Annotated in this window: 14 protein-coding genes and 1 pseudogene; 1 reads left to right on the top strand and 14 read right to left on the bottom strand. The window is 55.9% G+C overall.

Translation table 11 applies throughout. The annotated features are described in order from the left end of the window. The 3 genes and pseudogenes from POTG_RS24630 to menA form a co-directional block, all read right to left on the bottom strand. Positions 1–151: pseudogene (locus POTG_RS24630) on the bottom strand (helix-turn-helix domain-containing protein); the annotation flags it as partial. Between the two features lie 129 nt (positions 152–280). Beyond that, positions 281–1,363 (bottom strand): Gfo/Idh/MocA family protein, encoded by a 1,083-nt coding sequence (locus tag POTG_RS04605; protein WP_009223639.1) that lies wholly within the window; start codon positions 1,361–1,363, stop codon positions 281–283. A gap of 82 nt (positions 1,364–1,445) precedes the next feature. Next, positions 1,446–2,393, bottom strand: coding sequence for a 1,4-dihydroxy-2-naphthoate polyprenyltransferase (menA, locus tag POTG_RS04600; protein ID WP_009223638.1), 948 nt, complete (start codon positions 2,391–2,393; stop codon positions 1,446–1,448). Positions 2,394–2,676: 283 nt separating this feature from the next. Here menA and POTG_RS04595 point away from each other — a divergent pair, with 283 nt between their 5' ends. Further along, complete coding sequence (locus POTG_RS04595) at positions 2,677–2,889, top strand: hypothetical protein (protein WP_157273311.1); 213 nt, start codon at positions 2,677–2,679, stop codon at positions 2,887–2,889. A 1-nt stretch (position 2,890) separates the two neighbouring features. On the opposite strand, the gene POTG_RS22660 is transcribed toward POTG_RS04595, so the two are convergent. The 11 genes from POTG_RS22660 to POTG_RS04545 all read right to left on the bottom strand — a co-directional run bounded on the left by POTG_RS22660 (position 2,891) and on the right by POTG_RS04545 (position 13,104). Beyond that, entirely contained in the window at positions 2,891–4,276 is a 1,386-nt protein-coding gene (locus tag POTG_RS22660) for a sensor domain-containing diguanylate cyclase (RefSeq protein ID WP_009223636.1), read from the bottom strand. A gap of 186 nt (positions 4,277–4,462) precedes the next feature. Then, complete coding sequence (locus POTG_RS04585) at positions 4,463–5,020, bottom strand: hypothetical protein (protein ID WP_009223635.1); 558 nt, start codon at positions 5,018–5,020, stop codon at positions 4,463–4,465. A gap of 147 nt (positions 5,021–5,167) precedes the next feature. Further along, a complete protein-coding gene (locus POTG_RS04580; protein WP_009223634.1) occupies positions 5,168–6,457 on the bottom strand; it encodes an NCS2 family permease in 1,290 nt (429 codons plus the stop codon). 101 nt (positions 6,458–6,558) lie between these two features. Next, entirely contained in the window at positions 6,559–7,215 is a 657-nt protein-coding gene (gene hemH, locus POTG_RS25100; protein ID WP_050769691.1) for a ferrochelatase, read from the bottom strand. Beyond that, positions 7,163–7,594 (bottom strand): ferrochelatase, encoded by a 432-nt coding sequence (locus POTG_RS25095; RefSeq protein ID WP_198136156.1) that lies wholly within the window; start codon positions 7,592–7,594, stop codon positions 7,163–7,165. The genes hemH and POTG_RS25095 overlap by 53 nt, the downstream gene beginning before the upstream one ends. A gap of 225 nt (positions 7,595–7,819) precedes the next feature. Then, on the bottom strand, positions 7,820–9,316 hold the full coding sequence (locus POTG_RS04570) for an MDR family MFS transporter (RefSeq protein WP_430050422.1): 1,497 nt from the start codon (positions 9,314–9,316) through the stop codon (positions 7,820–7,822). A 208-nt stretch (positions 9,317–9,524) separates the two neighbouring features. Beyond that, positions 9,525–10,094, bottom strand: a complete 570-nt coding sequence (locus POTG_RS04565) for a TetR/AcrR family transcriptional regulator (protein ID WP_009223631.1) — start codon at positions 10,092–10,094, stop codon at positions 9,525–9,527. Between the two features lie 105 nt (positions 10,095–10,199). Then, positions 10,200–11,057 carry a GNAT family N-acetyltransferase gene (locus POTG_RS04560; protein ID WP_009223630.1) on the bottom strand — a complete coding sequence of 286 codons (858 nt, stop codon included), beginning with the start codon at positions 11,055–11,057 and terminating at the stop codon, positions 10,200–10,202. A 27-nt stretch (positions 11,058–11,084) separates the two neighbouring features. Next, a complete protein-coding gene (locus tag POTG_RS04555) occupies positions 11,085–12,065 on the bottom strand; it encodes an aldo/keto reductase (protein ID WP_009223629.1) in 981 nt (326 codons plus the stop codon). Positions 12,066–12,276: 211 nt separating this feature from the next. After that, complete coding sequence (locus POTG_RS04550) at positions 12,277–12,675, bottom strand: ArsR/SmtB family transcription factor (RefSeq protein ID WP_009223628.1); 399 nt, start codon at positions 12,673–12,675, stop codon at positions 12,277–12,279. Between the two features lie 3 nt (positions 12,676–12,678). Further along, on the bottom strand, positions 12,679–13,104 hold the full coding sequence (locus POTG_RS04545; protein ID WP_009223627.1) for an SRPBCC family protein: 426 nt from the start codon (positions 13,102–13,104) through the stop codon (positions 12,679–12,681). Between the last annotated feature and the right edge of the window lie 8 nt (positions 13,105–13,112).

The raw sequence follows: 13,112 nt of genomic DNA, 5'->3' as shown, positions 1-13,112 counted from the left end.
GCCATTGCGATACCATCTCATCCAAGTTTCCGCTTGTGTCTTATTTCGGATATTTAATTGCTCCATAATTTCCTTCACCGGTGTACCAGACATTTTCATTTCAATTGCCTTCATTTTAACTTCTAGGGGGATAACTAACTCTTGTTCCCAATGAAAAAAAAACACCTCCAAGGTTGTCTCCATATCTTACGACATGGGCAAATTTTCTTGAAGGTGCTTTTATTTGTCCCACACTATGGGGTCAGTCCCGTCAATGGATTCACCCTGCTTTTTGTTGTTTTTAGATGGCCCAAGGCTGACGCTCGGTCCGCACCGTCTGCCCAGATTGGACTGCCTGCTCCATCATCAAGGACAGGTATTGGTCCTGAGCTGCCTCCGCCAAGCTGTAGAACGAAGGGCCTCCATGTACGTATTGCCCCATCTTCTCCAAGCTGGTGGCGATGGCGATCTCTTCGTCCGTCAGCCGTCCCGGCCGGAACGGGTTTACGTAAACCCATTCGGAGCCGGCCAGCACGCCCTCGTGGTAATACCCCAAAAGGCTGCCGTTCTGGCCGGCATCCACCCGCCGCAGCTGCAGCTCCACCGGGGTGCGGTAATCACGGAGATAGCGGAGCTCGGTGCCGTCGATTTCACCCCGGACGCCGCGCACCAGCACGCGATGACGCCGGATCGGCGAGAAATATTGATCGTAGGTAAAATCGAACAATGCCGTTCGCTCGCCGAACCGCAACAGCGCGATCGTCTGGGACGAGGTGACGATCCGTTCCTCCACTGGCCAGCCTCCGCGGCCGGGGCCTTGAACCAGCGGGGACTGAATCTGCTCCCCGCGGATTTCCGCATCCTCGAATCCCACCCCGAGCAGTTGCCGGATCAGGCTGATGCCGTGGTAGCCGTGCCCCGCCGATACCTGCACGTGCGACACCTCGCCCAGCAGGCCAGACCGCACGACGGCAAGGCGAGCCGCATGCATCGGCTGGAACAGGAACTGCTCGGCCACTTGAATTTTCGCTGCGGATCCCACGCTTGCATAGAGTTGGTGCAGCCCGGCCAGATCGGCCGCCGGCGGCGTCTCCGTCAGAACGGGAATGCCCGCTGCGGCGAGCCGGACCAGATACTCCGGTGTGACCGTACGCGGCAACGACAACACCACAAAGTCGAAGTCCCGCCGCTCCAGGAACGCCTCCCAATGCGACGTGACCGGGACGCCCCAAGTCCGGGCGACTTCCCGGCCTTTTGCTTCGTCCCGCATATAAATGTTGCTAACTCCAAAACGCTTCGGCAGCGCGCGGGCAATGCGCAAATAAAATTCAGCCCGCCAACCGCCGCCGACCATTCCAATCCGCAGCTTGCCCCTATTGTCCATCGTGTCTTTGCTTCCTCCTCAAGTCTGCCAACCCACGCGTCAGGCCCGGATCACATGGATGCCTCGCCGCGGGGTCCCATCGTCAGAAGGGCAGAACGGCGGCGACAACCAACGCGAGAATACGCGCCATATTGGTTAGCAGGAAATTTTGCACCGACAAGCCAAACGTCAATTGCTTGGTTGGCTGCGCGGTAAACGTTCGGATATTTTTTGACACTGGCACCACTGTGAGGAGCACGAGCAGCAGAATAATCGGATGAACCCCCAGGATCGCCAGTACGATGACATCTACATAGGCCGCATAATAGAGCAACTTAAACAACATCAGCGCCGGCCCTTTTCCAATGTAGATCGGTAAGGTGTAGCGTTTGTTGTCGATATCCTCTTCCATATCGCAAATATTGTTGGCCAGCATGATGTTGGCAATGCCAAGAATCGCCGGTATGGAGATGAGAAATACCAGCAGCGTCTCCAGCAAATGAACTTGGAGAACTACCGTACCGCCCTGCAGTGTCAGTGAAGCCAAGCGGTCGCCCGCGTGGATGTAAGCCGATACAAATATAATAACAAATCCCATGAACAGTCCGGAAAAAATTTCGCCCAGCGGCATCCGAGAAATCGGAATCGGCCCAAAAGAATACAAGATGCCGACCGCAAACGACAACGCGCCAAGCAACAGCAGCAGCCACCCGGTCTGAAGGAAGAGCAGCACTCCCGCGGTCACCGCGATCATGAACAACAAAATAATCAGTGCTAGCACCGCGGCCGGATTCATGCCGTATTTTACGATGGCATTGTGTTTTTCGTAGCCGTAGCCGTGCTTGCGGTTCGCTTTTTTGTAATCCACATAGTTGTTGATCGCCGTCGTGGTCATGTCGAAGCTGAGCAAGGAAATCAGCATGAGCACAAAATGCCAAGGCTCAAACACATGGAACCGATAGACAGCATAGACCGTGCCGAACAGAAGCGGAATTATACTTGCGGCCTTCGTCTGGATTTCCACCAGCTTGAGAAATTTGGTGATCGCCATTCTCCATCATCCTCTTTTTATCTCGTTAAAAAGAAGATATCTTACTTTTGAAATAATGGCTGTTGGATATGTCCTTGACAAAGGGCATTAGGCTAGAATTCGCAAGCCGATGTATTCGATTCGTTTGCCATGACCTGACGGCTTAAGCTAAAATGCAAGTAAGTTGTACCAAAACCGTAGAAGAGGGGTTCGCGTATTGTCCATGTTCTCCACAGAAGACCTGATTGGATCTTTGATCTTTCTCCTTATCCTCGCTGTGATCGCCGTTTGGAATTTGCGGAAAATGAGTTCCGGAGCGTACGATCTCAAGGCGCTGCGCAAACGCGGCCTGGTGTGGACCGAGGTGGCGGTCGCCTTGTTCCTGCTGCAGCTGCTGCTGCGCAAGGGAGACAACCGCTTTCTATTGGTCCTTGGCATGGTGGTCTTGTTTGCGGCAAGCCAGTGGCTCGGAGCTATCTATTTGGAGCGGAAAGAAAACAGAGGGGAGAAGAAATAGGTCAGCTGGGCAGCGGCGTGCTTGGTTCAGCGGTCATCCGGATCGAATCGCCGCCCCGCTTGACGTCATACATCGTTGCATCGGCGAGCCGAAGCATATCCTCTAAGCTGGCGTTCCCGTCCGGCGACAGGCTGATGCCAATGCTGGCCGAGATGCTGATGCGCATTCCCCGATACACATAACCTTCAGCCAGGCTGGATCGAATGCGGTCCAGCACTTTTAATACCCCGTCCTCCTGCAAGTTCACCAGCAGGATCACGAATTCATCCCCGCCCAAACGGCAAACCATATCCTGTGCCCGGACCAGGGAAACCAGCCGGCCTGCGATATGCTTCAACAATTCATCCCCGGCTTCATGGCCGTATGTATCGTTCACTTCCTTGAAATTGTCCAGATCCAGGAACATCAGGGCGACCGGCTCTCCTCGCCCCTGTGTTTCTTCGTATTTCGCATTAAATTTTGCCCGATTGGCAAGTCCAGTCAGCTCGTCATGATAGGCCAAGAATTGAATCTTTTCCTCTAGCTGCTTCCGTTCCGTAATTTCAATAATGACTCCTTCCAGCCTTACGAGGTGCCCGTGCGCGTTGAAATACGGTCGTGCCCGGTTCTGGAGCCATTTGATTTCGCCGTCCGGCCGAACGATGCGGCATTCCTTCACGGAGTTGGTTTTTTGGAGGATGAGTTCATGCTGGATCTCGAAGAATAGCTTTAAGTCCTCAGGGTAAACGATCTCCTGCACCTGCTTCCCCTTCAAACTCTCGCTCGAATATCCGGTAATTTGCTCGAATCCGACAGAAACCTCCAACTCCATTGTACTGAGATCATAAGTCCAGACCCCAACGGATACGCTTTCAAGGATATCGTTCAATTGCTGTTTGCCACTTTCGGCGCGCGGCGTCCACATCTTCGTGGTCAACACATAGATCAAGCAAAACGATAGAATAAACAGGCCGTATACCAGAAAAAAAGCAGCGTCGGCGCGTTCCAGCTTACCGGTCAGCAGCGCCCCGCGGTCTGCGAGCGCGAAATACAGCATCGACAGGAGATGAAGTGCACCTGCCACAGCGACCGCAAGATAATGATGATACATCAAGCTGAGGAGCGGAAGCAGCCCCAGGAATATATAACTGGTCACGGACAAATCCGTGAATACCATAACATTGAGGTAAATGAACAGCATCACAAGCGTTAAAATCATCGTAAGACGCGGCCAGCGGCGTCTGATAACAAATCCGGCCAGCACCAAGAGCAGGGAAGCGCCCAAGATCGGTTGCGCCACTTCGACATGCCGATGGACAAGCATTTGCAGCACACTGGCAACGACAAACAAGCCGACAAGCAATTTTAACATCCAGATGTTTTTGTTATGAATTTGGTGGGCGTTCATCCGTTCTCCCCCCTTGAAGTGAGGCTCATCCTAATGGCGCAATAGGAAATTTTAGGTACAAAGAACTATGTCTAAGGAAATATTATACTACAACTGCAAAATTGTGCTACACGATTTTATCAGCAACACCCAAATGAAAAAGCCGGAGTGAACGCTCCGACTTTGGTCTAATGCATATGCAGGATTTCACGGCACATATTGCTGCACGATCCGGACGGCCTTGCCATCCTTCAGCGTGAGATGATACGGGAATTGGCTGAGATCCAGCAGATCCGTATTTTGGAATAACTTGCTGAATTTCTGTAAGGTTACGGTTTCATTTGCCCTAATTTCGATATCCTCCGGCTTGCCGGTCCGGTCATAAATTTGCAGCACAACTTCAGCATCCGTAGAAACCGGATAAGTCACCGATTCCTCCGTCTCATTTACGATATAATAACCGTCCGGCGGTCCGTCAATCCCGGCATCCGGTTCGCGTTCTGCGAAGATCGCCGCCGCCTCATCCCCCTGATACCACAAGATCGGGTCCGCCGTGAGAACTGCCCCGTCAGAGCCAAGCTTCACAGCGTTCAAGTATACCGTGACCGTATCGGGGAACTTAAGCTCCGCCGTTCCAACGGCCGACGTCTTGGCTCCCGTTCCCGCTCCCGGAAGGAATCCGAAGGACGACGGCGCATGGGCATCCAGCCCGGGCAACATTACAATGAGCGCCAGGGGAAGCAGCGCTGTAAACCAATTTTTCATGTCAGGTCCGCCTTTCTATGTCAGCACATCCAGCGAATTACCGCCTCAGGATTTCCATTGTATGGCTTACAGGTTCATTATATGACGGCCTACCGAAAAAAGGGTCTCACCCAGGTTAAAACGGGTAACAAAATCTTCTTCAATTTCCTAATGCGCCGGGAAAAAGGCCAGCTGAATCACGAAGATCACGCCAAACACGTAAAGCAGCGGATGAACCTCCCGCCCTTTGCCGCTGACCAGCTTCATCACAGGATACGTGATGAACCCGACGGCGATCCCGGTGGCGATGCTGGCGGTGAGCGGCATCATGAGCAGGATGGCGAAGGCCGGAAACGCCTCGTCGAACGATTTCCACTGAATCCGGGCCAGCCCTTCCATCATAAAGCAGCCGACGATGATCAAGGCGGGTGCGGTGATGGCCGGAAGACCAGAGATGGCTCCCACCAGCGGCGAGATGAACATCGACAGCAGGAACAGTCCGGCGACGACGAGCGATGTTAGGCCGGTGCGGCCGCCCGCAGCCACGCCGGTCGTCGACTCGATGTAGGCGGTCGTAGGGCTTGTACCAAACATCGAGCCGATGGTGGTTGCCGTCGCATCTGCGAGCAGCGCGGCCTTGGCCCGGGGAAGCTCGCCGTTCTTCATCGCGCCGGTTTGTTCAGTAACGCCAATCAGCGTGCCGGTCGTGTCGAACAACGTGACGAGCAGAAATGCGAATACGGTTGTATACAGCCCTTGGCTAAAGACGCCGGACAAATCCAGATCGAAGAAGACCGGTGCCGGCGGGACGGATACGAAGCCGTCCAATTTCAGCTGGCCAGTGAAATAACCAAGCACCGCGGTCAGCGCCATGCCGATAAACAGCGCGCCGGGAACACGGCGGGCCATCAGCACCAGCGTGACAAAGACGCCAAACAAGGTCAGCAAAGTCACCGAGCGGTGCAAATCGCCAAACGTCACCAGGTTGTCGGGATTCGCCACGACGATACCGGACATTTTTAGCCCCAAAAAGGCGATGAATAACCCGATACCTGCGGTAATACCGAATTTCAGCGAATCAGGAATGGCGCGGACCAGCGCTTCCCGCAGCCGGGTGAAGCTCAGCAGCAGAAACAGTACCCCGGCAAAAAACACCGTGCCCAGCACTGTCTGATAAGACAACCCGGTGCTGGCGACAACGCTCGTAAAGTAGGCGTTTAACCCCATGCCGGGTGCGATGGCGATCGGATGCCCGGCGAACAGCGCCATAAACAGCGTGCCGATGACCGCCGCAATCACCGTAGCCATAAACACCTGATCAAACGGAACCCCCGCAGCGCTAAGCACCGCGGGGTTGACGACCAGGATGTAGGCCATCGCCAGAAAGGTGGTTAACCCAGCGAACAGCTCGGTTCGAATGGTCGTTCCATGTTCCTTCAACTTAAAAAACCGTTCCATATAAACGGATGCCCCTTCCTTATGTACTTTCTTGTTGTCAGTATAGCCATTTCGGGAAGTTGTCTTCCCTTGGAAAGCTTGCGGCTTCAGGCCGCGTTCAATTAGTCGTCGATCCAGCCCTTCGTTTGGGTCCGGACAACCTCCGCGAGGACGTCCAGCCAATCCGGCTGATCGTTTAAACAGGGGGCGACCGTAAATCCATCATCGCCCACGGTGCCGCCGCATCGGGCAATGAACTCCTCCTTCGCCTCAATCCCCAGTTCATACAACGTCTCCAGACAGTCGGTGACGAATCCGGGGGTAAACACCAACGGCCGTTTCACGCCGCGGTCGACCAAGCGCTGCAGCTGCTCTGCCGTGGAGGGTCCAAGCCACGTCTCCGGACCAAACCGCGATTGGTACGCGATATCCCATTGCTCAGGCGTCCAGCCCATCGCCTCCGCCAAGAGGCGCGCGGTTTCGCGGCACTGCTCCGGGTACGGGTCGCCGCCGTCGGCATACCGCTGCGGGATACCGTGAAAGCTCAGCAGGAAGTGATCCGGCGGCTGCGGCAGGCGCTGCAGCAGTGCGGTTAGATGCGTCTGCATCGCGCGAATATAGCCGGGATGGTCGAAGAAGGCGCCCGCCAGGCGAAGCTCCGGCACAAAGCGCTTCGCGGATGAACCCGAGCGCCGGTCCTTGCCGAGGGCGGCAAAGCAAGCCGCATCATAAATGGCGGCGGTGGTCGTGGACGAGTACTGCGGATACAGCGGCAACACGAGGATACGGTCCCCCCCCCGCTGCTTCCAGGCGGCTTACCGCCTGGGCGATGTCCGGTTCGCTGTAGGCGAAGCCCAGCTCAACCTTATAGCGCTCGCCAAGGCGCTGCTGCAGGCCGCTTTGCTGCCGGCGCGAGATCGCCAGCAGGGGCGAACCCTCCTCGCCCCAAATGCGGGCATACAGCCGGGCCGAGCGCTTGGGGCGAACGGCCAGGATCACGCCGCGCAGCAGCGGCTGCCACAGCAGCGGCGGGTAATCGATCACGCGCCGGTCGGATAGAAAACGGCGCAAAAAGGGCCGCACCGCCTTGGCCGTCGGCTCCGCCGGCGTGCCGACCTGCGCCAGCAGCACACCGATCATACGGGATGAAATAGGCACGAAAAACTCACTCCGTTCATCTTGGTTCTTGCCTGCTCCCCATTTGCAGGTAAGCAATAATCCCCTATTCCATCATCCCTGTTAGTTGCCGGATGATCAATCGAAATCCTCAAGTTTTCCAGAATGTTCACATTTGGTAAACGCAACAAACCGGTCCGATGGAAGCTTGCCACCGAACCGGTCTTTGCCCGTCTGGAGCATAGACGGCCTTTGAATTCCTTAGGATTAACGCGATTCCGGTTGAACCTCCGGCTTAAACTCCGGATGGCTGCCCGCAGCTGCCTGCGTTTCCTCCGGCGCGTAGGTGCGGCGCAAGAACAAGCCGATCAACAACGCCACCACGCCAACGTACATCGAAATGGTAAAGGCTTGGTGCATGCCGGACACCAGCGCGTTCCCCAGCTCGGCCGGATCCTGCGGATTTGCCGAAGCCTTCAGGTAACGCTCTTGGCCATGCGAGAAGATGCTGATGAACAGCGCGGTACCAATCGCGCCTGACACCTGCTGCAGCGTGTTCATGATCGCGGTGCCATGCGGATATAAGTTGCGAGGCAGCTGATTCAGCCCCGTCGTTTGCCCCGGCATCATCACCAAGGAAATCCCGATCAATAACGTGATATGCAAGGCGATGACCTCACCGGTCGAGCTGTCCGTCGACAAGCCGCGCATGAACCACAAGGTGGCGATAACGATGATGAGCCCCGGCGCGATCAGCGCGCGCGGACCGAATTTATCGAACAGCCGCCCCGCCACCGGCGACATCAGACCGTTGATTACCCCGCCGGGAAGCAAGACGAGACCGGCTGCGAACGGTGCCAACAGCAGTGCGCCCTGCAGGTACATCGGCAGGATAATCAGCGTCGAGAACAAGGTCATCATCATGACCATGAGCAGCATCGCCGACAAGGCGAACATCGGGTACTTGAAGACGCGGACGTCCAGAGTTGGCTCAGCGACTCGCAGCTGCCGCCAAACGAACAAGACTAAAGCGATAAATCCGGCAACCAGGCAGGTATAGACAACAGGACTTGACCACCCTTCACCTTCGCCCGCGTGGCTAAACCCGTATACGATACCGCCAAAACCAATCGTTGACAGCAGAATGGACAGCAGATCCACCCGCGGTCTCGTTAATACCGACACGTTCCGCAAATACAGCGCTCCGTAGACAATGGACAATACCGCGAGCGGAATCACCAGATAGAACAGCCAGCGCCAATCCAGCACATCCAGGATTAAGCCTGACAGCGTAGGACCAATAGCCGGACCAAACATAATGACCAGACCGATCGTGCCCATGGCCGCCCCTCTTTTTTCCGGAGGATAGATCGTTAGAATGGTGTTCATCATGACCGGAAGCAGCAACCCTGTTCCAATCGCTTGAATGATCCGACCCAGCAGCAGCACGCCAAACGAAGGAGCAATCCCGCAGACGACCGTTCCGACCAAGAACAGAATCATCGCCGACAGAAACATCTGCCGCGTCGTAAACCATTGAATCAACAGCGCCGTAATCGGCACCAGAATCCCAATCACTAACATATAAGAAGTAGAAAGCCATTGTATCGTCGAAGGCCCCACGCGCAGTTCTTGCATCAAATCCGTGTAGGCCACATTCAGCAACGTTTCATTTAATATGGACACAAAGGCCCCGATGACCAGGGCGATCGTAATCGGCAGACGCCTGATCCCTTCCACACCGGCGCCATGAGCCGATGACATCGATGATGTATTCATTTGTAGGGTTACCTCCATCTTCTCCTATTTTGGGACTTTACGCCTCTCTCTAGGTTAATCTATATAAACAAGGCAAAGCGTGCCTTGGGGTTCACGACGGGGAAGTTGTGTAGACCATTCTATATATCAAAATTTAAGGAAAGAGGCGCGGATCTCACTTCCTTCTGCCGCAAGGGCTCCTGAGCAACGGGGCTCAGGAAGGAAAAAGCCGCGGAACCAGACGAGCTGCTGTGTGCAGCGGCTGGCTGCTCTTCTGCGTTAAGCACATGATGATCGAACCTTCGACGATCCCATTGATCAGCACGGCTAAATCCGCCGATTCTTCCGCACTGTAGCCGGAAGCGATAAATTTCTTCTCCAGTTCAGCGATCCAAGCGTTATACACGTCACAGCAAGCCTGACGAATATTCTCGTTGCTGCGGGCGGTCTCATGGGCAACGATGCCAATCGGCACCCCCAGCGTTGCATCCTCGCGATCATAGTTGTCGGCAATCAGAAGCAGCAACGCTTGCACAGCCCCAACTGCATCTTCGGTGGAGTCCAGTACAGCGCGCAAGCTCTCCAAAGTGACGTTCTTGGTATACACAACAGCTTCACACGCGAGTTGCTCTTTCCCTTCGGGGAAATGGTAATACAACGATCCCTTGGGCGCACCGCTCATTTGAGTGATCTGGTTCAGCCCCGTCGCGTTATAGCCTTGGCACTGCAGCAGCTTGGCCGTTGTTTCGATCAGCAACTGACGGGTCGGATTCTGATTGGGCATGCATACCGGTACCTTTCCGCGTAAGATTAGACCGATTGGTCTACATGATGATAAACGATGTCCAAGGACTATGTCAACACTTTTTAGGCCCGGTATGCCCCCATTTTATAGGCGAAGGTACATCTCATGCAGGCTGATTTTATCGCGAACAAACCCATGCCGATCCAAAAATCCTTCCAGCAGTGCATTATCCGGCAAGGAAGCGGTGAACTTCACGAAGCCTAACTCCTCGCGGGCAGCGACCAACATCCGGGTGGCCAAGCCCTGACCCCGATGCCGATTGCTGACAATCAGCATATTAATCTTGCCAGTTGGACTAATCGAGAGCCCTCCGGCCCATTCACCGTCCACCTGAACGCCGTAATAGACGTTGGAAGGAGTTCGCTGCTGATACTCCAAATCGTTTTGCCAGTTTATGTGAAAATATCTCCAAGGGCCCACCAGATCGGCGAAGGTCTCGAACGTAATCCGCTCCACCGGCACTCCCGCAGAAGCCCCAAGCGGGGCTTCCAGTCGGGAAGCATCGGGAAGGGTGAAGAACGAGACGTCGTACACACGGCGGTATCCTCTTTTTAGATAAAAAGCGATCGCCCGGTCGTTCCCGGCAATGACCTCCAGGAACAACTGCTTGCAACCGGCTTGCAGCGCCTCCTCCCGGTGCAGGCCCATCAAACCTGCACTTACTCCCTTGCCGCGGTATTCCGGGCTGACGGCCAGCGCGCCGCAGCGCATCGTTCGGACGGACTCGTAGACCTTGCTGCCGCCCAAGACAACCCCCACGGGTTCTTCGCCGTCGAGAGCCACGAAGGAGTGCTCACGCGCATTGCCTTCCGGACCAAAAAATCGATCCGCAAACTCCGCTTCGGTCAAATTAAATTGGATGATATAATCGGCAAAACCGCGTTGAAACGCCTGATATATCGTGTTCATGTCCAGGTCCGTGCCCCGTACGTATCGCATCATCGTCTCGTTCCTTCCTCGCATAGCCTTTTACCAGGCGTAGGCTTTTGGCGCTTCACCGCCCGGACCCGGGAAGATCTCGTCGATGGCCTTCAGCGTCTCCTCGCTCAGCTCGACTTCGACAACCCGCAGCGATTCCTCAAATTGCTGCAGCGTGCGCGGCCCGATAATCGGCGCCGTAACCGCCGGATGCGCCAGCGTCCAGGCGAGGGCCACCGTGGCTTCCGATTCGCCCAGCTCTTTGCACAGCTGGCTGAACCGCTCCAGCTGCGGGCGCAGCTTCTCGATCCGTTCGGTCTGCTTGGCCGTACGCGAGCCCGGCTGCGGATTCAGATTCCCGCCGAGAATCCCTCCGTCCAACGGGCTCCACGGGATGACGCCGATCCCCAGCTCCTCGGCTGCAGGCAGAACCTCCAGCTCCGGCAGACGGCACAGGAGGCTGTACTTATGCTGCTCGGAGACAAGGCCCAGCGCCCCGCGGGCTTTCGCCTCATATTGGGCTTTCACAAGATCCCGCCCGGCAAAGTTGCTGGCGCCAACGTATCCGATCTTGCCTTGTTTTTGCGCGATGTCAAAAGCATTCCATAACTCATCCCAAGAAACGTTCCGGTCGACATGATGCATCTGGTACAGTTCGATATGGTCCGTGCCGAGCCGCCGCAGCGAATCGTCCAGATGGCGGCGGATTTTGTAGGCCGATAAGCCGGAACTGCCTTCATTCGGATCCGACGCAGGATCGCTCATCGCTCCGTACACCTTCGTCGCCAGCACGACCTTCTCTCTACGACCGCCGCCCTGCGCGAACCAACGGCCGATGATCTCCTCAGTCCAGCCGCGATGCGACGTACCGCCGTAGACGTTAGCCGTATCGAAGAAATTGACGCCGGCATCAATCGCAGCGTCCATGATTTTAAACGCTTCCTTCTCATCCGTCGTTGGCCCAAAATTCATCGTTCCCAGGCACAAACGGCTGACCTTCAATCCGGTTCTTCCCAAACTGACGTACTTCATGTCAACAACCTCCTTGAGCGTTTTTTGGAAGTAACTTGCCATGATGAAATAGTCCACACCCATTATATACCAGATGGGAGACCCGGGGAAGACAGCCTGTCCAAGCCAGAAGGATGTCCGGCCCCCTTTTAATCCCTGAGACCAGTAATCCGCCGTGAACAGGAGGAAAGCCTCCGGCTTACCACCTATTGAGGTGCAGCCGGAGCTTCATTTATTCGCCCGGAGTCTCGCTTGCGCTGCCGGACGGCGGCGTCGGGACGGGGCGAAGTCCCGCCGGTTCCGCGCCCGGTTCGGATTCAACATAGTGCTTGAGCAGGGACAACTTGTTCTCCCAGAACCGCTCGTAATACGCCAGCCAGCGCTTCAGCTCCAGCAGCGGGTCGGCGTCCAGGCGATAGCGCGTCTCCCGACCGACCTTGCGCTCGCGCACGAGTCCGGCTTCGGCCAAGATGCGCAGGTGCTTGGATACCGCGGTCCGGCTGATCGGGAACCGGCTGCTGATGTCCTTCAACGGCAGCTCTTGCCCGCTCAGCAGCTTCAGAAGCTCCCGGCGCGTTGGGTCGGCAATCGCCTGGAACACGTCATGTTTTGCAGAGGCTGCCTCCGCCATGGCTTACCCCTGTACGTATTCGGCCAGCTTGGCGACGATACCGGTCCAGCCTTGATCCATGCGGCCGCGAACCAGCTCGTGCGCCTCGCCGAATTCGGTAACTTGGTCGACGGTCCACCCGCCGTGAATCAATGTAAATTTAGTTTGCTCCCCTTTTTCCTCCAGCTCGAAGGTCACCGTCCAATCCTTGCCCCAATTAAACGATAACCGGTGCGGCGGCTCCAATTCCGTCACCTTGCACGGGGAGTCTCCGAACGGGCCGGCATGCAGGACAAACTCATACCCTAATACCGGCTGGAAGCTGTTTGGCATAAACCAGGCGGCAATCCCCTCCGACGTAGCTACAGCCTCCCATACCCGCGAGATGGGTGCATTGAGCAGGATCGTGTGCCGGATATCCAGCAGCTTGCCCGTATTGTTTTGTTCCATCGTCTATT

This window comes from Paenibacillus sp. oral taxon 786 str. D14 (assembly GCF_000159955.1).
GTDB classification, from domain to species: domain Bacteria; phylum Bacillota; class Bacilli; order Paenibacillales; family Paenibacillaceae; genus Fontibacillus; species Fontibacillus phoenicis.
Note: the sequence above shows the minus strand (reverse complement) of the source record. Positions and strands in the feature narration are given on the sequence as shown.